The organism is Candidatus Babeliales bacterium (genome assembly GCA_016929235.1).
Lineage (GTDB): Bacteria > Babelota > Babeliae > Babelales > JABCYS01 > JAFGJD01.
In genome coordinates, this window is sequence record JAFGJD010000005.1 from 1 (window position 1) to 19,467 (window position 19,467).

Consider the following 19,467-nt stretch of genomic DNA (forward strand, 5'->3'; position numbering starts at 1 on the left):
GATGGCGTAGATGGTGTTGAGCTCTTGAACCAATCACAGCCACTCAAAAATAGTAGCGCAGGAAAAATTAAAAGGAGTTTTTTCATTACTAGTCCTTTTGGGTTATGGATGTAGAGAATGATATGCGTATTCTACATCGAGCGTATAGTGAAGATCAAGACTCTTCAATGAGTTCTTTGTAATCGGGAAGTTCGAGCTCTTCGTATGTAATTTCTACGGTTTGGTCGTCTACGTTTTCACTACATTCGTATATGCATGAAGTTGCTTCTTCATGGCGTGTATGCATAGACGGATTCTTGCTAGCACAGCCACTAATGAGCAGTAATGTTATAATGTACGGCAGTACAGATGATTTCATAGAATCCCCCAGATAAGATTATGATCTTTTTTTGCCGTGCGGACGCTTATGTCGTGCACGCTTTGCAGCAGCCTTTTTTGCTTTCTCAGCTTCCTGAAACGGATCACTCGCAAGTGTTTTTAGTAGTACTTCGTCCATATTGCTAACAAACGTGAGCTTTGGATTATCGCCAAGAGCCTCTTTTGCCTCTTCAATATCATCAGTGTTTTCTTTGGGAAGCAGGACGCGCTTAAATCCGTATTGACGGGCAGCAAGGATTTTTTCTTTGAGACCGCCAACCTCAAGAACACGACCACGAAGCGTGATTTCCCCAGTCATAGCAACATCGGGTTGTACCGGTATCTTGGTCAATGCTGACACGAGTGCTACACACATTGTAATACCAGCAGACGGCCCGTCCTTTGGTGTTGCTCCTTCTGGAACGTGAATATGGATATCTTTTGTTGAGTGGAATGTGCTGGAGAGGCCCAGTTCCTTACTCCGTGAACGAATGTAGCTTAATGCGGCATGTGCAGATTCCTGCATTACTTCACCGAGTTGGCCAGTAAGCGTGACCGTTCCTTTTCCAGGAATGATTGTTGCTTCTATTTCTAAGATGTCTCCACCAACTTCGGTCCATGCGAGCCCGGTTGCGAGTCCGATACGATCCTTGCGACGATCAAGGGATGTTTTTCTGAATTCAGGAACACCAAGCAGTGTCTTGAGGGATGTTTCAGTGACGGTGATTGCCTTAGTGGATTTGTTTTTCAGAAGCTTCTGAATAGCCTTGCGCATAAGCTTAGCAATCGTACGTTCTAGTTGTCGCACGCCGGCTTCTTTGGTGTAATCTGCGATAATCTTTGTGATAACAGCATCAGAAAGCCTGAACTGCTTTTTTTCAAGACTGTGTTCTTTGAGATTTTTTGGTATCAAGAATCGCTTGGCAATATCAAGTTTTTCCTCTTCGGTATAGCCAGACAAATTTATAATTTCCATACGGTCATAAAGGGGCAATGGTATGCCATCGATATGATTTGCCGTTGTAATGAACATGACGTTTGAAAGATCGAATTCTGTTTCAACAAAATGATCGGTGAATGTCTTGTTTTGTTCTGGATCAAGGACCTCAAGCAATGCAGATGCTGGATCACCGTGGTAATCGCTATCGATCTTATCGATTTCATCAAGCAGAATGACAGGATTTTTTGTTTTTGCTTTACGCATTGCTTGTATTATTTTACCGGGCAATGCTCCAATATATGTTCTACGGTGACCTCTAATTTCCGCTTCGTCCCGGATGCCGCCAAGTGAAATACGAACAAAGGTTCTACCAAGGCTGTCTGCAATGGATTTTCCAAGGGAGGTCTTACCAACTCCCGGAGGACCTGCAAGACAGATGATGGGTGAACGTTCGTAATTGTCTGAAAACTTTTTTGCTGCGAGGAACTCAATAATCCGCTCTTTGGCCTTTTTTAGACCGGCATGATTTTGATTGAGAATCTTTTCGGCTTGAGTGATGCCGATTCGATCCTTGGTTGTCTTGTTCCATGGAAGAGCTGTTACCCAATCAATATAGTGACGGCTAACGACTGCTTCGGATGAGAGGGCAGGCATTTGCTCAAGTCGTTTTATTTCCTTTTCTACTTTTTCTAGTGCTTCTTCGGACATTCCAAGCGTCTTGACTCTCTTTCTCAGATCATCCAATTCTGAGGAGAGATCTTCACGGCCAAGTTCCTTTTGAATGGCCTTCATTTGTTCGTTGAGGTAGTATTCGCGTTGATTCTTTTCCACCTGGGTTTGTACGCGGCCTTTGATACGTTCTTCTGTTTGAAGAATCTCAATTTCTTTTTTAATTAGTGCACAAACTTTGCGGATTCTTGTATTCAAATCGATGGTTTCAAGTAGAAGTTGGCGTTCCTCAAATGATATTCCGAGCTGCACGGCAACAGCATCGGTGATGTAGTCCATTTCCTTATGGCTTTTGACCATTGCAATCAAATCGATTGGGGCCTTCTCATTGAATTTAACATAGGATATGTAAAGCGATTTGAGATAGCGCCAGCCAGCCTCTAGCTCGGTGACTTTTTCAAGGCCTATAGTTGGAAGGTCCTCAAATTCTACGCTGATGAATTTTTCTGATGTTTCTGTGCCGACTATACGCGACCTACAAATTCCTTCAACGACGATTTTCAGGGTATTGTCTGGCATTCGCATAACCTGCAGGATATTTGCCCTGGTTCCATGGATATATAAGTCCCTAAGAGTGGGATGTTCTATATCCGGATGGGTTTGGGCAGTAATGAAGATCGTCTTGTCGTGCTTAAGCGCATGCTCGACAGCATTGATGGATGATTCGCGGCCGACAATGATTGGCGTGATACTTTTGGGGAGGAGTACGACATTTTTTAAGGGAAGAAGGGGAAGGAGTCTCTTGTGTTCTTCAAGTCGCGAATGATGCCCTGCGAGCTCCTGCGGCATGCTTTCGATCATAAACCTGTCTCCCTGGTAGAAATCTGATTGTATGAAGTAAATCTTTAAGTTTGAGTGGAGATTGCGGTCTCCCTGAACGGATCTCATTGTAGCAAAGACCCCCCGATTCGTAAATGCCAATTTTGAGACAAGGTAATTGCACTAAAAAGCATCGAAATAAGCTTTGTTTACAACATAAAAGAGTGTGATAAACTGTTACTTCTCTTTTCGGTATATTCATCCATTGGTGATCGCTTCTGATCACTTTTTTACCTTTTACGAGGAGGATCTGCGCATGTTAAAACGTTTGGCCACTGCATTATGGGGTGAGATGAGCTCTGAGGAGTGGAAAAAGTTTCTCTCATTGGGGGGTATTTTTGGACTTATCATCGGTACCTACTGGACGTTAAGACCACTCAAAGACGGTCTGTTTTCTGAATTAGTAGGTATGGAGTTTGCTCCAGACGCCAAGATCGTTTCCTTGTGTGTGATTGTGCCGTTAGTCATGCTCTACGGCAAGGTTGTGGATCGTTTTCCTCGTGAAAAAGTCTTTTATGTCTTAACCGGTTTGTATGGAACGCTTTCGGTTTTGTTTGCTTTTGCAATGATGCATCCTAAGTATGGCTTAGGTGGGACTGAACCGTCTCATATCCTAGGATATGCTTGGTATGTGTTTGTCGAAAGTTTTGGATCATTAATTGTTGCTCTATTCTGGGCACTTACCAGTGATATTACGCTTCCCGAATCGGCGAAAAAGGGTTACTACTTTGTGACGCTCCTTGGGCAGATAGGTGGCGTTATGGGTCCACGTTATCTTAAGGCTAAGCATTTTGGCTTTAAAACCAGTGCTCCGATAATTCTTATTCTTGCTACTTTTATCATTGGAGTTGGTTTACTTATTAAGGCGTTTATGACATTTACCCCAAAGGATCAATTGGTTGGTTATAAGGGTGATGATGGCGCCGCCAAAGAAGAGACTGGATTTCTCGAAGGTCTAAAGTTGCTTCTTTCTAAGCCATACTTGCTTGCTATTTTTGCAGTGATTTCCATCTATGAAGTTATTGTTACTATTTTGGACTACAGATTTAAGCTTATGGCTCGTGCAAATTTCCCTATCGAAATTGATTTTACCGCATATTTGAATGATTATGCGCAGTGGGTTAATTTCGTAGCTATGCTGTGCATTGTCCTTGGTGTAAGCAATATTCAGCGTCGCTTGGGGCTCTCGGTCTCGTTGGCATTGTTGCCTCTTATGATTGCCTCGGCTGTTGTAACCCTCAAGGCGGCTCCTGTGTTAAGCGTTGCTTTTGTAATCATGGTTGCGGCTAAAGCAGTCAATTATGCATTGAATGGTCCATCATTGAAGCAACTTTATATCCCAACCTCAACCGATACGAAGTATAAAGCGAGCGCATGGATCGAAATGTTTGGATCACGTGGCTCTAAGGCTATCGGATCTACCATTAACAAGATGCGCCAGTCGTTCTTGGCACAATATGGTCTTATTTCTGGAGATACCATGTTTATGGCGATGAGCTCCTATCTCTCACTGGGCCTCATCGGCTTCTGGTTCTTTATTGCTCTCTACCTTGGTAGAACCCATAAGAAGGCAATTCAAGAGAATAAAATCATTTGCTAGAAGCAGATTTCTTGTTTACCCTAGTGGTGAAAAGATGGGGCCGCTCGCTTCATGAGTGGCCCTTATTTTTAGAGTGAGATGAGGCGCTGCCAGATTTTGGTCACAACAGAGGAAGCGTATGAAGGCACAGCTGAGAAATCTGTTTACATCAGTATTTTCTATGGAGCGTCAAGAAAGGTTAAAGGTCTGGTTTATGTCCTTGGCCTTTTTTCTTATTGTGGGCGCTTACACTATAGCCAAGGAGCTTAAAGACTCAATCTTTGTGAGCATTGTCGGTCGAACGTGGTTGCCTGAAGTGAAAATTTATTCCATCTTTGTTTTGGTTCCCTTTATTTTATTGTATTCACGGGCAGTAGATAAGATGCGGCGTTATGAGCTTGTTGCCTTTTATAGCGGTATTTTTGGGGTTATAAGTTTATTATTTACATATCTGATTGGCCATCCAACCATTGGTATTGGGAATACACAAGCGAGTCCACACCGAGTCTTCGGGTGGATTTTTTACTTTTTTGTGGAAGGGTTTTCGCCGTTTTTAGTGAGTGTATTCTGGGCGTTTTTAAACTCGGTTTCTAAGCCAGAAGAGGCAAAGAAGACCTATCCGTGGATTATAGCAGGTTCAAAACTTGGCGGCATGACTACGTCTGGCTTTGCATGGATACTTTTTCGGTTTGCAGGTGAAGGTATCAAGGCGCATTTGTCAGAAGCGGTGAGTCATCAAATTTTGATGGGAATAACAGCGATTTTGTTACTCCTTGTTCCTGTGGTGATTTATACCATGATGCATCGGGTTTCTGGGTATCATCTACATGGATATGAAGCAGTATATAAGCTGGAAAAAAAGCGGGCTAAAGAACAGGAAGAAGAAGCTTCACGTGGAAGCGTTTTTACGGCTATTCGTGACCAACTTTCAGGTATGTTTGGTGGGCTAGTTATGTTTGTTAAGCAGCCTTATATCCTAGGCATATTCAGCTTGACCTTCTTTTTTGAGGTTATTAACGCGATTTTTAATTACCAGCGATTGGGAATTGTACAAAGTCAGGCCGTCAGCATCTCAGGTGTTTCATCTATTCTATATGCACAGCGGTTTTCTGTTCACTTTCTTGGTTTGGTGATTACCTTGCTAGGAACTCAGTTACTGCTCAATAAACTAGGTGAGCGGCTGTGTTTAATTCTGATTCCACTTATTAGTGGGTCGCTTATGTTCTATTTGATTTTGAGTCCAAATCCTCAGGCAGTCTTCATTGCCTTTATTGGGCTCCAAGCCCTCAATTATTCATTTGCTCATCCGATCAAAGAAAGTCTTTATATTCCAACGGTCAAGGAGCTCAAGTTCAAATCTAAATCTTGGATTGATGCCTTTGGGTCAAAGCTATCTAAAATGACGGGTTCCGCATTTAATATTCTGGGTGATAAGGTTGGCCCAGCATTCTTCATGCCGTTGCATGTTGGTGTTTTTATTGTGTTAATTGGGGCATGGCTTTTTTCTGCTGGATGGCTTGGCCGGCGATATGAGCGTGCTATTGAAAATAATGAGGTCATCAACAGCGTGTCATAGCGCTGTAGCTGATTGAAATAAGCTGGTGATCTGATACGATAAGAAAGCATTTATCTTATTAAAACCCTTGCTTCTTAATCTGGGTGGTTACTCGGTTCTTTGAGCCGATCCGAGAAGTAATTGGTATAACCCTGAAAGGTCTACTCATGATAGATTTCAAAAAGTTGGCAAAAGCAGGTGTTCATTTTGGGCACCAAACTTCTCGCTGGTCTCCTAAGATGGCTCCTTATATTTGGGGGCATCGTAGCGGGATCCACCTCATCGATATTTCAAAAACAGCTCAGCAACTTGAACAAGCTGCAAATTTTCTTGAGTCAATCGCGGCAGAAGGCAAGCAGATTTTGTGGGTAGGAACTAAGAAGGCTGCACAGGATGCTATTTTTGCTGCAGGTGAATCTGTCTCAATGCCAACGGTAATTCACCGCTGGATTGGTGGGACATTGACCAACTATTCTCAAGTGAAAAAGTCCATTACGCGACTTCTCCATCTTGAAGATATTCTTGATAAGTCGGTTGAGTTTTCATACAAGAAAAAAGAGCTTAATACCTTCAACAAGATGGCTCAGCGGCTAGAGCATAGCATTGGAGGCATTCGTAAACTTCGTTGGCCGGTAGGGGCTATCGTTGTAGTTGACGTTCGTAAAGAACAAACTGCACTTCGAGAAGCAGCTGTTATGGGCATTCCGGTAGTTGCATTGGTTGATACTAACGCGGATCCTTCGATGGTAGATTACGTGATTCCTGGAAATGATGACTCTCCGAAGTCAGTTCGTTTGATTACGGATTACTTGGCAGAAGCTGTGAGGCGTGGTTTAGAAAAAAAGACGGCTGACGTAGTAGAAGAACCAACTATTCAAGAAAAATCTCTTGTTGAAGTTGTTCAAGAGGATTCATCTGAAGAAAAGGCTGATGCTCTTGCTAACAAGAAAAAGGTTGGCCTAAAAGGTCCCATCAAGAAAGCCACTTCAAAGCCAAAGATGATGAAGCGGCCTGTATCACCGAAGACGGTTGAAGACGACGCTGACAATAGCGACGAAGAATAAAATAAAATTGTTCGCGGAGAGGTGTCTGAGTGGTTGAAAGAGCACGATTGGAAATCGTGTATGTTCCGAAAGGGGCATCGAGGGTTCGAATCCCTCTCTCTCCGCCATGTATTTTTAACATGAATTTTCTTCAGTATATTGTTGCTCTAACTATTTTTTTTGGGTGCAAGGATTTTATGGCTCATGAAAATATATCACGGGGAACAATCATTATTTTAAATGGTCCATCCTGTGTTGGTAAGACAAGTACCCAAAAGGCTCTTCAAGTGATTATGGATGAACCCTATATAAAGTTGGGTGTGGATGGGCTGTTTGATGCCGTCTTGCCTGATTCAATTAACTTGGAAGTTGTTCCAGAAGGATCGTTTAGGCCAGAAGATATTCGCTATGTTGCCGAATCAGTTGATGCGGATGGCGTTAAGCTTATTTCGCTACATGTTGGCCCGATTGGTAGGGCTGTAATTTCTGGTATGCATCATGCTATTAAAGCGTACGCGGATCAGGGAAATAATGTAGTTGTCGATTATATTCTCTATGACCAAGAGTGGTTGAAGGAGCTTGTGTCGATTTTAAAAGATTATCGGGTTTACTGGATTGGTCTTACAATTTCCTTAGATGAGCTTGAACGTCGTGAACAAGAACGCGGAACCTCGCCTGTAGGGCATGCGCGTAGCCATTATCACACTGTGCATGGACCTAAGAGGTATGATTTGGAAGTAGATGCGGAAGCGTATGATGCTAAAGTGCGTGCCTCTATGATTAAACAATTTATTATGCATCGTCAGCCTCGAGCTTTCGCAGAATTAGCAAAAATTTATGAAGTGTAGCATCGTCATGGTACACTAACACGAGATTTCTATTTCGTGGTAAAAGAATAAGTGTGGTAACAATAATGGAACAGCAACACCTGAATCTGGCGCGAAAATGGCGATCAAAAACATTTGATACCATTGTGGGGCAAGAACTTCCCGTTCGTATGCTCAAGAATAGCCTCTATCTTCAGCATTTTTTCCCCGTATATTTACTTTCAGGACAGCGAGGATGTGGTAAAACAACAACGGCACGTGTCTTTGCGGCAGCAGTTAATTGTGAGCAGCTTCCTGAATTTCAAAAACATCCCAAGAACATTTCTATTCCATGTTTAGAATGTGCTTCATGCCAAGCAATGGGCCAGGGGGCCCATCCGGATTTTATTGAAATAGATGCTGCATCACATACTGGTGTTGATAATGTCAGAACGATTATTGATGCAGCGTCATTTATGCCGCTCTCGGGTAGGAAAAAAATCTATCTTATCGACGAAGCGCATATGCTCAGCAAAGCAGCATTCAACGCATTTTTGAAGATCTTGGAAGATCCTCCTCCATCGGTTCTGTTTATGCTGGCAACAACAGATCCGCAAAAAATTATTCAAACGGTTACCTCTCGAAGTTTTCAACTTTTTTTCCCTCCCATCAAAAATGAGGCGCTGCATGCCCATCTTCGGAATGTGTGCGATACAGAATCAATTAAAGCAGACGATGGAGCTCTTGCGCTTATGGTGAGAGAGTCAGAAGGGTCAGCACGGGATGCATTAAATCTTCTCGAGCAGGTACGGTTTTCGTCAGAAGCTGTGACGACGGATGCAGTCTTGAATGTATTGGGCCATGTCAGTGATGAAATCATGTCAAGGTTACTTGTTCATCTTCTACAAGGAACATATCAAAATGTGCTGTCGTTTATCGCAGATGTTCATTTAGAAACATATGCGCCAGAACGTGTGTATCACAAATTATTACATTTTGTTCGATCGGCGCTATGGGTGAGTTATGGGGTAGCTCTCAAAGAGCAGACATTTGATCCGAACATTGTGAGCGAGGGTCTTGTGATGAGTTCTAAGAAGAAAATTGAAAAAATCATGCGTGTGTGCTGTACGCATGAACAGGCATTTTTAAGAACAACAAAAAAGCATCTTTTTCTTGAAACAATGTTTCTTGATATGTGCTCCGATATGGGTGTCGAATTGCCGCGTGCCACCATTCGCGAAAAAGCTGTTGAGATGAAACCAAACATAACCCAGCCTATAGTGCAATCGAAGCAAGAAGCATCCCTCCCTCAGCAACAGCAACCAGTCCATGGAGCACCATGGGAAATGTTTTTGAAAGAACTAAATAAGGAACAGGATCCCCTGATCTCTTCTATGTTTTCGCAAGCTAAGTGTTTACAGCATGATGCTACTTGTGTATCTCTGCAATTTGGTAAGCAGCTCTCCTTTTTTCAGGATTTGATCCAAGAAGGGCGTACTGTTTGGGCGCCTGTGTTGAAAAAAATATTTGGTGAGGGAGTTGAGCTTAAAACTTCATTTGATGGCGATGTTCCCGTGAACGAAACGGCGTTAAAAGAAAATATCGAAAAGACGACGCAATCACAGACGATAGTAAGGCAGGCGAAACAGGTTTCACGGACCATAAAGAGAGAGGTTCGTGTTGATGTCTCGGACGAGGAGGCATGGAAGTACACGCATGCAATCTTGAAGCAGTTTCCTGGAACGGTAACCGAAATTGTGGGAGAAAACGATGAAGAATCTGCGTAGTGTCTTATTAGTAGGAAGAACTAATGTTGGTAAGTCAACTTTGTTTAATAGGCTTTCATCCCGTGTCAAAAGTATGACCTTTGATCAGGAAGGTGTTACTCGAGATTATATTACCGATTTAGTACAGTGGCGTGATATTGAGTTTGAATTAATTGATAGTGCAGGATTAAGTTTTCGTAAATATTCAGATCATCTCGAAGAAACAGTTCGTCAGGGGGCACTGAAGTTACTTGAGCGAGCACAGGTCATTGTATTTGTTGTTGATGGGAAAGCCGGCCTTCTTCCTGAGGATCAGGAGATTGCGAGAGCGTTGCATAGGACAGGAAAACCGATTATTGTTGCGGTTAATAAAATGGACACCAAGCTCGCGCAAGAGCAACAATATGAATTTCAGCAACTGGGATATGCAACGTATGTACCTATCTCTGCTCAGCACGGTACTAATATTGATGAGCTTCTTGATAGTATCATCGAACAGGTAAAAACTACCAAGGGTCGTACGGTTGAAGAAAAACCGTCATTCAAGGTGACATTATTGGGTAAGCCGAATGTTGGTAAATCATCACTCATGAATATGCTACTCAATAAACAACGTTCCTTAGTTACCGAGGTAGCAGGTACAACACGGGAGCCACTTACAGAAAATATTACCTTCTATCATGATGTTATCTCTGTGACTGATACGCCTGGGGTAAGAAGAAAGCGTTCTGTTGGCGAGGATCTTGAGCAGCTCATGGTTAAAAGCGCCTTAAGCGCTGTTCGTACAACCGATGTTGTACTCTTACTTGTTGATGCAGCAGAAGGTGGATTTGCTGATCAAGAATTGAAGCTTGCATTCTATGCATTTGAGGACAAAAAAAAGGCCTTAGTCCTTCTCTTTAACAAATATGACCTGATGACAGACGAATTACGAGATCTATGGAAACGTTCGCTTGATGCCTATGCCCATTTCTTCCGTAAGATCTATACCATGAACATCTCATGTAAAGATGGGAAAAATGTAGGTAAGCTTATGCCGCTCTTGCATGATCTATGGAAAACATACCATAAAGAGTTTTCGAATGAGGAATTAACACTTTTATTCCAGCAGGCACTGCAAAAAACACCGCTTTATCGTCAGGAGAAGATGTTGAAGGTGCATCGGGCAGAGTTTGTGAAGTCAGGGCCGCCGATGATTGCGCTGGTTGTAAACTATCCAGAATTTTTTGGACCATCCCAGCTGATGTTTTTTGAGAATATTTTGCGAGATTACACGAATTTGAAGAGTATTCCCGTTAAAATCGTGATCAAAACTAAGTCCTAGTTTCTTTCCTCTGTTATGTTACACTGCTCCCTGTCATATCATGACTATGTAAGGAGGATCTATGAACAAACGCATTACCTTCCGTCATATGGAACATTCTAATCATTTAGAAAATCATGCAGAACAGCAGCTCGAAAAAATCATGGGTTTGTTGTCAACAGAAAAAACACCTATCTTGGTAGATTTAATTTTGGAGGCGCATAAGTTACGGGGGCACAATAAAGTTGACTTCCACGTAAAGACGCCGAATGTAGATTTCTTTGTAAGTGATGAGGCTCCCGATATGGAGCAACTGGTCAGTTCAGTAATTGATACAATGTATCATAAACTGCGTGAAGAAAAGAAACGACGATTGAAAAAGAGAACCGAGTAGTAAAGGAAATGGAGCAGGGCTTAGTTCCGCAGACTAAGCCCTGTTTTTTTAGGCAGGTAGGGGATCGGTGGTTATCTCAATGGGATGCCTTCTCTGGAAGGAGTTGCAGTAGTTCTCAAGTGCCCTTACGGTAGCATTTTTATCTCTTTGAGCTGCTAGGTCGAAGGGTCCCCCTTCTTCGATTATTGGTAATAAAGGGTTGTTGCGAAGCCTGATTTTGGTCAAACGTTTTAGTGCAATCAGGGATTGTATAGCGTAGGGATCCAAGGACAATCTGTTTACGTACTTAAGAACGTTCTTTTGAGAAGAAGATCGATTGGGATCTATTTGTGGAAAAATGATGCGCTGGATTTGATCTCTTTCTTGTTGAGCCCCGGTGAGTACGATGTGGTTTCCCTCAAGCCACAATGATTGCAGTCGTGGAAATGTTGTTTTGATAGTGCTCAGGGTATTTGCTAGGTTTCCTATTCCAAGACAATTTCCGTTTAGGATTAATCGCAGTACTGTTTTTGTTTGCTCTTCAGATACGAGAGCAGATAAGCCTTCGAGTGAAGTTATATGTAAATTGGATAAATCGAGTGTGTGCGGTTTATCCGTTGGAAATAGTTTTTGGACTATGGCTGGTTTTCCCTGGAGAGTTAATGCATTGGCTATTGTGTGACTCCAGGCAATTTTTCTACCGGTACTATCCGTAAGAAATTCACCAAAATTAAAATAGTACCATTTAGCTATTCGTTCGGTGACAGGGCGTAAACCGAGATCATCTCGCATTTGATTCCATGTAGAACTGGTTCCATTCCTTGCTATTTCAGCGTAAATCTGATCAGCGCTTTGCTACGCTGTGATATCTTCAAGTGTCTTGGCTTGCCCAGGCGTTTCAAATCTTTTTAGTGTGAGTTTGCGACCGAGAATATCGAAAAAACCTTCTGACATCCTTTGTGTATCTAAGAAGCTTTTTTGAGCCTCACGAAGTAATTGTGCTTGATTTTTTATCATAAAAAAATCAGATCTTATTCGAGGAGGCATGCTCATAACACGCTCTTCATTGGTGATTATTTCACGGAGGCGATCCTCAAGGGTAGCGTTCTTGTAATCTTCTCGGGCTTGTCGATATGCAGTGAATGCTTCTTCCGGTGCACTATGAGTTCCTTCTTCATAATCACGCTTGGCCCGGGTGAAGATATTATAGGCCTGCGTGCCAGGTCTAATGTCTTCACGTCCAAGAATTCTTGCGTAGGAGAGTTCTACAAAAATATACTGTACAGCTTGGGATTGCCCTAGTTGATTGGTAAGTTGATTAATGGAGGCTTGTGTTACTCTCATATTTTCGAGAGTCCGGAATTTCCACGTGCGTAAGAAGGCATAGATATAGGCGAATGGCTTTTTCTCGCAGAAAGATTGGATTTGGTCCGATATTGTTCTAAAAGCATTCTTAACAGAGATTTGGTGGAGCTTATTTTTGAGTGTATCTATCCATTGATTTACCTGTTGTTGTATTTCTATTAGGTTAGAACGTTTCTCTGGTTCTGTAGGTTCTGTAAGAGTGATTTGTTCACGTAATTCAGCAACATATTGTTCATCAAGTGCGATAATACTTCTTTTGATAGTAAGATCTGTATTCATTTGTCGTACTGCGTCTAGTTGTCTACTGAGTTCAAGCCACTCTTCTCTAGAGGCTTGGCGTGAATGTTCATTGACTCTTGTTTGTTCTTCTTCGTATCTATGTCGAGCTTGTCGCGTTTCCTCAGCGAGGAGGTCGGTCTCTTGTTGGAGTTCGGACAATCTTGTTTCATGTTCGATGAGCGTTCTCTCAAGTCCTTCTCGAGGGGTTGATTGTTGAGGTGCTTCTTCAAGCGGCAGTGCGCGTGCGCTATGTATACACGATAATAATCCCATAATGTACCGTATGCGATTAAGCTTCATAAGTACTCCTCCTAGGTTCTAAAAATAGCGATTTAATTCCTCGATAAATTCGTCTTTTTTTGCATGATATAGTGAGCTATCCCATTGCTTGTGTATTGTTTCTTGTGTATCGATAAGGAGGAAGTAAGGGAGTCCTTTAATAGCATATTTTTTTTGAAGATGTTTATTGTATGCATCGTTTAAATCGATTTTGACGGGAACAAATGATGAAAGTGCGGAGCGGACAGACGGATCGGCTAAAAGGCCCTTGTTAATGGCAGTGCAGATTGAGCATGTTTCTGACCAAAAATCTACAAAAATTAGTTTGTTTTCCTGTTGCGCTTTTTTAAGACCTTGCTCATATGAAGTTATCCAAAACATATCTTGAAAGTCTGGTGTATAATAAGCCTGTACAGCGTGTAGGCCGACAATAACTGAGCTAACAATTAGCAGCGTTCCCATACTATTTTTGAATCTACGTAATATTTTTTGGTCTGATGTAGATATGGTTGCAAAGTAATATATGCCGATTATGACCAGCATGAGTGCTATGCCTGCTAGGACGATATACCATGGAAGAATATTTTTAAGATAAAAGAAGCACATGCCAATAAGCAGGATTCCAAAGATTTTTTTGATCTCTAGCATCCAAGCTCCCGCTTTTGGAAGACGGTCAAATAATTGAGAAAATGTTCCAACAAGCATAAGTGGAATACTTAGACCAATACCAAATGCGAAAAGCATTAAAAATCCAACAAAGGCATTACCAATAGTGGCGACAATACATAAGAGAAACGCAAGGCCGGGCGAGAGACATGGTGATGCAATGGAGCCGCTCATCAAACCAAAGGTAAAAACTGAAAGAAACGATCCTGCATGAACTCGTTTGTTTGAAGATCGCATGAATGAGGGAATGTAGATGTCGTAAAGACCAAACATTGAAAGTGCAAGATAGCCAAGCCATACGATGATGAGCAGGATAATAATAGGGTTTTTTGTAACCGCGCCAAATAATTCTCCTGTTAGGGCCGCAACTAATCCCAGAAGCGAGTAGGTTGTTGCAACACCAAGGCTATAGGCGATGGATAGCAAAAGTTTTTTCCTAAATGATGAAGTGCTGTGTCCTTGCATGACGCCGATGGTAATTGGAATCATAGGATAAATGCATGGTGTCAAACTCATTAGTAGTCCCAACAGCAGGATGAGAATCAATTGTACCCATAGATGATTTGTATGAGTAATTAACGTTTGAATTGATTCTGACCAGGAGCGCAACTGCGGAATGGGAAGTTGTTCGACGTGGTGTTCGCCAGGATCCACGTCACATTCGATTGCTGACTCTTGAATTTGTTCTGAGATTGGTTCGGCATCAGTCATATTGATTCGGTATTCTTGGGGCCGTTTTTGTTTTGTTGTTTGATAGACAATAAGTACCGTTACATCATCACGAATTACTTCCGGTGTTTTTAGATCAATCTGGAGATGTACTGGGCTACTGTAGGCTAGTTTAGTTGTACGATTCTGAGGGATATAATGTTTTTGAGCTGATGTAGCAACTTTCCAGGCTATTACTGTGGCATTAGGGTGATCAACCGTAATACGTAATGCGTCTTTATATAATAGTTCATCTTCATCTAGATCACACTGAAGATCTATTTGTTGGTGTTTAGTATCAATATTGGTTCGTTTATGCGATATGACAATGCTATGTGCTGGGAGCGAAAGCATTATGAGAAGGGCTAATAATGACTTATACATATCCATCCTTTTGAGTATTGCTCTTTTTGATTATGTTACTACAGTATAGGATATGTGTCATAACGAACAATATATGGGGCTGTAGCTCAGTTGGTAGAGCGTTCGGATGGCATTCGAAAGGTCACCGGTTCGACCCCGGTCAGCTCCACCAGAATGCATGTAAAAGCTCGGGATAAATGCCCGAGCTTTTACATTGTTGATAGTGAAAGATTTATTCGGCAATTTTAATGTAATTAAATTCGTGATTCTCTTTAAGTCCAGCTTTTCTCAAAGCACGAACCAAAATCGTTTTTTCTCGCTTTAAAAGTGTGCGTGGTAGTTTTGTTTGCCGTGCTACCTGGCAGAGAATGCTTTTTAGTCGGCGATGTGTTTCTATTTGGCCAGGCTCTAAAGCCTGTATAATTGCTTGATAAACAGCGTTATCATTTTCTGCATGGCTAAGGTCATATAGAAATCGGCAGATTGCCATGTCATCTGCCGACGTGTCCATTACCTCATAGCGATTTCGCATAACAATTCCAAGACGGAGCTCTTTACCACCAATGACGACCCTTCTTCCGGCTTGAAGTTCTTGGAGCGGTGATAGTTTGCATGGTCGTGGTGACATAGGAACGTCCATTGCTTGGGCCGCAGAAATAATAGAAATACCGATAATCAATAGCTTTTTCATGTAAGGATCCTTTCCAATACCACACCCATGATATTGGTATCTGAGGGGCACACTTGTTATCTGATTGGATCAGATATATAGCGCGATAACCATTCCATTTAAGTAAAACACGTATCCATTTAAACGACTTATCACACAGCTGTCAAATAAGTGAGTGGTTTAGTTCGATTTCTAAAGGCTTTTTAGTAATCTGAGATGGTAATTTTGCCATTGGTTGAAGCGAGCTTAATAAGACTACCACCAGAGCCGATCGCTCCGATGCACTCATGTTTGACGCGATCCCAATACTGGCGATTAAGCTTGGTGTTGATTGATTCTGGTGTGATGTACAAAGAGCTTGTGATTATCCCGTTAGTGGTATGTGCATTGAGATGCGCATTGGTGCTCAATGGTAGGCCGAGATTAATGGCTCCATTAGTTGTCTGTGCGGTGATGGTATGAGGCTCGGATAGCTGTTTTTGCTGGATACAGATTGCGCCGTTTTCTGACGTGGCATGTACTACACTAGTGCTGTCGAGGATGGTGATTGCGCCGTTGAGTATTGATGCATCTACAGGGCCGTGAGGCTGGGTTACATGGAGCGAGCCATTATTTGATCGCAAACTCATTACTGTTGCATGGGGTGCAATAATATTGATATCGATGCTACAACGAGCTTTTTGTTTTTGTTTTACCTGGATGTACGCTTCATGGTCCTTGAAGTTGGTCGTAATGTTAGCTGTTTCGAGATCTTTTTCACTGCCTTTTTTGACCACTTCGACGACGATCTTGTTATGGCTCCAGGTTTTGACTGAGATCTTGCCATTGGTTGTTTCTGCATAGAGGGTTCCTTCGTTTTCAAGTTTGTGTTCATAGGTTAAAACGTCTTCTTGTTTTTTGGGACTGACGTATGTCACGATATCCTTGAATGAAAACGAGGCGAAAATGCCTTCGGTTGATACCAACAGAGGCATGATGACGAGATAAAGTGTACGCATAGTGTAAAAACCCTTTACCGATGATATGGTACCGTATGGAGTATACAAAGCTGCAACATAAAGTCCAAGCGCTTATACCTGAAGCGGCCTGGGGCATTCTTTCAGAGCTAATGAAAAAAGGCGCGCGACCGGTGTTAGTTGGTGGTGCAGTTCGTGATCTACTGCTTGGTGCACACGTAAAAGATATTGATATTGAAGTGCATGGTATTGCGCTGAATAAGCTTGAAGATATTTTAAAAATATTTGGCCATGTGCGCATGGTTGGCAAAACATACGGAGTTTTACGTATTGATAGTATTCCTATCGATTGGTCGTTGCCCCGTACTGATAGTTCGGGCCGCAAACCTAAGGTAACTATTGATCCATCACTGAGTATCAAGGATGCATTCGCTCGTAGAGATCTGACATTGAATGCGTTGGGTATTGATCTGAAAACATTTGAACTACTCGATCCGTTTGGTGGCTTAGATGACATCAAGCATAGGCGACTGCGCACACCTGATCCAAAACGGTTTGTAGAAGATCCTCTGCGCTTGTATAGGGTTATGCAGTTTGTGGGTCGGTTTTCGATGCAGCCAGATGATGAATTGAACGAGCTGTGTGCATTCATGAATGTATCGGACGTTTCTGTTGAGCGGGTTGAACAGGAATTTAATAAGTTGTTTCTTTACTCCCCACAGCCGTCGTTAGGTGTGAAATGGTTGCATACCATTGGAAGGCTACAGGATCTGTTTCCAGAGCTGTATGCATTGATTGGTCTGGAGCAAACATCAGAGTATCATCCTGAGGGTGATGTGTTTGAGCATACGATGCAGGCAATAGATTCAGCTGCGACATTCTCATATGATGGTGATAAAGAAAAATTGGTAATCATGTACGCGACGCTGTGTCACGATTTAGGAAAACCAGAAGCAACGCACTATGTAGATGGTCGGTTGAGAAGTATAGGCCATGAAGATGTGGGTGTGGCTGTTGCTCAGAAATTGCTTCGTCGTCTTACAAGAAATCATGATCTTATAGACCGTGTTGTGGTGCTTGTGAAATATCACATGTGTCCAGGCCAGTTGGTAAAACAAAATGCATCGCTTGCCGCTTATAAGCGTCTTGCAAAAAAATTAGAACCACTGTGCACCATGCTGCAGTTGGCGTATGTCTTTCGAGCGGATGTATTGGCACGTAATCCAAACATTGGCATGCCATTGACTGCCGAGCCAGAAGCAGTCCGCAGGTTTCTTGAATGTGTACGTCAAGCTGCAGTTGAGAAGCATGCTGAGCTTCCCGTCCTAACAGGTAAAGATTTGGCAGGAATTGTGGAGCCGGGGCCAAAAATGGGAAATATGCTCAAAAAGGCGTACGAGATTCAGATAAACAATGGTATTACCGACAAGGATAAGATACTTAAGCTTCTGTTACTCAAGAGTGCTGGCGCGTAGGTCATTAATAGTACTGAGTAGCTGTTGTACTGTTTCCAGTTGCTTTGGTGATAAACGATAAATTTCTACATCGCCATCTTCAATAAATATCTTGTACAGTTCTAAGCTAAATCGGTTTCCTACTAGATTTGCTGCGTTGCGAACTTCAGCTATAGGTTGTTGGCCAGCTGCCTGGGGTAGCTTTTCTCCAAGCGCAACAAGTTGCGCTTGTGAGAGCTGAGCACACGTTTCGGAAGTTAGGCTCTCAGGTAACCGATATTGTGTTGTAAGGGCCGCTTTTGCGTCAGGCCCGCCTTCAACGTTTTCTAGATCATTATATGCATCACTAAGGATTTTAAAACCCTCTCTAGCTCTGCCCTCGCCTAATTCTGTCTCGTAGCGGAGTAATAAGTGTTCCTCCATTGTGCTGCTTTTCTCTGGATTCCTGTCTATGAGTAGAGTTGTTAAAGAGTTGTTGGTTTGAGTGACGAGCTCTGTATTCCATGTTTCTTTTGTGTATTGTTTGAATCGCCCTACGAGGCCCTCTAGTTGGTTGAGATTGCGTGCAAAGTTGTGGATGTTCTGTATGCGTTCACGCGCGAATGCAATGAGATCATTCAGGGTCGTTTTCTCCGCTTCAAGTTGTGTCTTTTGTGCCTGGTAGCTTTCAAGATCAGACTGTAATTCTTCGAGCGTTTTTGGTGCTAGATCCGATGACAAAAAAGACTCTTCCTCTGGATTAACTTCCATGCGTTCAATTCTATCTTGTTCAACACGAATGTTATTTTCAAGTCGTTCAATCTGCGCTGAAAGATAGTCAAGTTGTGCCGATTTGCTGGAACTCCAGTATGATGTAACGGCATCGAAGTATGCTTTTATGGTGTCTTTAAGCTCATTGAGAAATCGATCAAAACGACTTTCTCGTTGTGCTTCTTCCTGAAGAGCATCATCGAATTCTTGTATTTTTGCTTCTATTGAAGGTAGCTGGTTGAGTTCTTCCTGTACTTTAGGAGGTTGCTGTGCAAGGTCAAGATTTGTACGAGTAGCATCAAGCTGTTGCTGCAAATCTCGTCCAGTTACTGCATATTGTTCTCGTTGTGCGGCTGCATCAAGAAATTCAAATGCTACATCATCAACAGCACGACTTGCCGTATCGTATTCTTGTCTTGCTTGATCATACTCGGGAGTATCTTGTGCAGTTTCCTTGAGACGCACTTCGGCTTGTTGATATTCTTCTAACCTAGCATTGTATTCTGCTTCTAAACGTTCATATTCAGATTGAGCATCAGTTCGATTTTGTTCATTTAGTTTTTGTTGTTCTTCTAATTCTTGTTGACGCTGCTCAAGCTCTTCCGGACGCGCAGTTTCTGGTCGTTCTGCAGTGATAGCATTTAGTTGAGAATATATTCCAATACTAGCGACAAATATGATCGCTTGGCATTTCATTTTGTTGCTCA

16 protein-coding genes and 2 tRNA genes are annotated in these 19,467 nt (G+C 42.3%); 10 read left to right on the plus strand and 8 right to left on the minus strand.

The features are described 5' to 3' along the window. Window positions 1-154: 154 nt before the first annotated feature. Together JW872_02065 and lon are read right to left on the minus strand one after the other, a co-directional pair. Entirely contained in the window at window positions 155-358 is a 204-nt protein-coding gene (locus JW872_02065) for a hypothetical protein (protein ID MBN1549425.1), read from the minus strand. Window positions 359-376: 18 nt separating this feature from the next. Next, window positions 377-2,827, minus strand: a complete 2,451-nt coding sequence (gene lon, locus JW872_02070; protein ID MBN1549426.1) for an endopeptidase La — start codon at window positions 2,825-2,827, stop codon at window positions 377-379. A gap of 274 nt (window positions 2,828-3,101) precedes the next feature. Between lon and JW872_02075 the strand changes: the two genes are divergently transcribed. The 8 genes from JW872_02075 to JW872_02110 all read left to right on the plus strand — a co-directional run bounded on the left by JW872_02075 (window position 3,102) and on the right by JW872_02110 (window position 11,291). After that, the gene (locus tag JW872_02075; GenBank protein ID MBN1549427.1) at window positions 3,102-4,445 is read left to right on the plus strand and encodes a hypothetical protein; all 1,344 of its coding nucleotides are present in this window, start codon (window positions 3,102-3,104) and stop codon (window positions 4,443-4,445) included. A 118-nt stretch (window positions 4,446-4,563) separates the two neighbouring features. Next, a complete protein-coding gene (locus JW872_02080) occupies window positions 4,564-6,000 on the plus strand; it encodes a hypothetical protein (GenBank protein MBN1549428.1) in 1,437 nt (478 codons plus the stop codon). A gap of 146 nt (window positions 6,001-6,146) precedes the next feature. Further along, window positions 6,147-7,043 (plus strand): 30S ribosomal protein S2, encoded by an 897-nt coding sequence (gene rpsB / locus JW872_02085; GenBank protein ID MBN1549429.1) that lies wholly within the window; start codon window positions 6,147-6,149, stop codon window positions 7,041-7,043. Window positions 7,044-7,058: 15 nt separating this feature from the next. Beyond that, a tRNA-Ser gene (locus tag JW872_02090) sits at window positions 7,059-7,150 on the plus strand. A 69-nt stretch (window positions 7,151-7,219) separates the two neighbouring features. After that, window positions 7,220-7,870 (plus strand): hypothetical protein, encoded by a 651-nt coding sequence (locus tag JW872_02095; GenBank protein ID MBN1549430.1) that lies wholly within the window; start codon window positions 7,220-7,222, stop codon window positions 7,868-7,870. A 53-nt stretch (window positions 7,871-7,923) separates the two neighbouring features. Next, the gene (gene dnaX, locus JW872_02100) at window positions 7,924-9,615 is read left to right on the plus strand and encodes a DNA polymerase III subunit gamma/tau (protein ID MBN1549431.1); all 1,692 of its coding nucleotides are present in this window, start codon (window positions 7,924-7,926) and stop codon (window positions 9,613-9,615) included. Beyond that, window positions 9,599-10,918, plus strand: coding sequence for a ribosome biogenesis GTPase Der (gene der / locus JW872_02105; GenBank protein ID MBN1549432.1), 1,320 nt, complete (start codon window positions 9,599-9,601; stop codon window positions 10,916-10,918). Before dnaX ends, der begins: the two co-directional genes overlap by 17 nt. 61 nt (window positions 10,919-10,979) lie before the next feature. Continuing rightward, entirely contained in the window at window positions 10,980-11,291 is a 312-nt protein-coding gene (locus JW872_02110; GenBank protein MBN1549433.1) for an HPF/RaiA family ribosome-associated protein, read from the plus strand. Between the two features lie 48 nt (window positions 11,292-11,339). Here the strand turns inward: JW872_02110 and JW872_02115 are convergent, their stop codons facing one another. From JW872_02115 to JW872_02125, 3 genes are all read right to left on the minus strand, one after another. Then, on the minus strand, window positions 11,340-12,062 hold the full coding sequence (locus tag JW872_02115) for a hypothetical protein (GenBank protein ID MBN1549434.1): 723 nt from the start codon (window positions 12,060-12,062) through the stop codon (window positions 11,340-11,342). 63 nt (window positions 12,063-12,125) lie between these two features. Then, window positions 12,126-13,214 carry a hypothetical protein gene (locus JW872_02120; protein ID MBN1549435.1) on the minus strand — a complete coding sequence of 363 codons (1,089 nt, stop codon included), beginning with the start codon at window positions 13,212-13,214 and terminating at the stop codon, window positions 12,126-12,128. 18 nt (window positions 13,215-13,232) lie between these two features. Continuing rightward, window positions 13,233-14,951, minus strand: a complete 1,719-nt coding sequence (locus JW872_02125) for a sulfite exporter TauE/SafE family protein (protein ID MBN1549436.1) — start codon at window positions 14,949-14,951, stop codon at window positions 13,233-13,235. A 75-nt stretch (window positions 14,952-15,026) separates the two neighbouring features. Between JW872_02125 and JW872_02130 the strand changes: the two genes are divergently transcribed. Next, window positions 15,027-15,102 (plus strand) — tRNA-Ala (locus JW872_02130). Window positions 15,103-15,162: 60 nt separating this feature from the next. Here the strand turns inward: JW872_02130 and JW872_02135 are convergent. Both JW872_02135 and JW872_02140 read right to left on the minus strand, forming a co-directional pair. Beyond that, complete coding sequence (locus JW872_02135) at window positions 15,163-15,621, minus strand: hypothetical protein (protein ID MBN1549437.1); 459 nt, start codon at window positions 15,619-15,621, stop codon at window positions 15,163-15,165. 182 nt (window positions 15,622-15,803) lie between these two features. After that, window positions 15,804-16,598 (minus strand): DUF4097 family beta strand repeat protein, encoded by a 795-nt coding sequence (locus tag JW872_02140; protein ID MBN1549438.1) that lies wholly within the window; start codon window positions 16,596-16,598, stop codon window positions 15,804-15,806. Between the two features lie 35 nt (window positions 16,599-16,633). On the opposite strand from JW872_02140, the gene JW872_02145 reads away from it, so the two are divergent. Further along, a complete protein-coding gene (locus tag JW872_02145) occupies window positions 16,634-18,031 on the plus strand; it encodes a CCA tRNA nucleotidyltransferase (protein ID MBN1549439.1) in 1,398 nt (465 codons plus the stop codon). On the opposite strand, the gene JW872_02150 is transcribed toward JW872_02145, so the two are convergent. Beyond that, on the minus strand, window positions 18,008-19,456 hold the full coding sequence (locus tag JW872_02150; GenBank protein ID MBN1549440.1) for a hypothetical protein: 1,449 nt from the start codon (window positions 19,454-19,456) through the stop codon (window positions 18,008-18,010). The two genes, JW872_02145 and JW872_02150, sit on opposite strands and share 24 nt — an antisense overlap. Window positions 19,457-19,467: the final 11 nt, after the last annotated feature.

What these genes read in the sequence shown, in the direction of transcription:
- lon (MBN1549426.1), bottom strand. Translation starts at nt 2,827, where the DNA reads ATGATCGAAAGCATGCCGCAGGAGCTCGCAGGGCATCATTCGCGACTT.
- JW872_02135 (MBN1549437.1), bottom strand. Translation starts at nt 15,621, where the DNA reads ATGAAAAAGCTATTGATTATCGGTATTTCTATTATTTCTGCGGCCCAA.
- JW872_02150 (MBN1549440.1), bottom strand. Translation starts at nt 19,456, where the DNA reads ATGAAATGCCAAGCGATCATATTTGTCGCTAGTATTGGAATATATTCT.
- JW872_02075 (MBN1549427.1), top strand. Translation starts at nt 3,102, where the DNA reads ATGTTAAAACGTTTGGCCACTGCATTATGGGGTGAGATGAGCTCTGAG.
- JW872_02145 (MBN1549439.1), top strand. Translation starts at nt 16,634, where the DNA reads ATGGAGTATACAAAGCTGCAACATAAAGTCCAAGCGCTTATACCTGAA.
- JW872_02115 (MBN1549434.1), bottom strand. Translation starts at nt 12,062, where the DNA reads ATGCGAGATGATCTCGGTTTACGCCCTGTCACCGAACGAATAGCTAAA.
- JW872_02110 (MBN1549433.1), top strand. Translation starts at nt 10,980, where the DNA reads ATGAACAAACGCATTACCTTCCGTCATATGGAACATTCTAATCATTTA.
- JW872_02120 (MBN1549435.1), bottom strand. Translation starts at nt 13,214, where the DNA reads ATGAAGCTTAATCGCATACGGTACATTATGGGATTATTATCGTGTATA.
- JW872_02140 (MBN1549438.1), bottom strand. Translation starts at nt 16,598, where the DNA reads ATGCGTACACTTTATCTCGTCATCATGCCTCTGTTGGTATCAACCGAA.
- rpsB (MBN1549429.1), top strand. Translation starts at nt 6,147, where the DNA reads ATGATAGATTTCAAAAAGTTGGCAAAAGCAGGTGTTCATTTTGGGCAC.
- JW872_02065 (MBN1549425.1), bottom strand. Translation starts at nt 358, where the DNA reads ATGAAATCATCTGTACTGCCGTACATTATAACATTACTGCTCATTAGT.
- JW872_02095 (MBN1549430.1), top strand. Translation starts at nt 7,220, where the DNA reads ATGGCTCATGAAAATATATCACGGGGAACAATCATTATTTTAAATGGT.
- JW872_02080 (MBN1549428.1), top strand. Translation starts at nt 4,564, where the DNA reads ATGAAGGCACAGCTGAGAAATCTGTTTACATCAGTATTTTCTATGGAG.
- JW872_02125 (MBN1549436.1), bottom strand. Translation starts at nt 14,951, where the DNA reads ATGTATAAGTCATTATTAGCCCTTCTCATAATGCTTTCGCTCCCAGCA.
- der (MBN1549432.1), top strand. Translation starts at nt 9,599, where the DNA reads ATGAAGAATCTGCGTAGTGTCTTATTAGTAGGAAGAACTAATGTTGGT.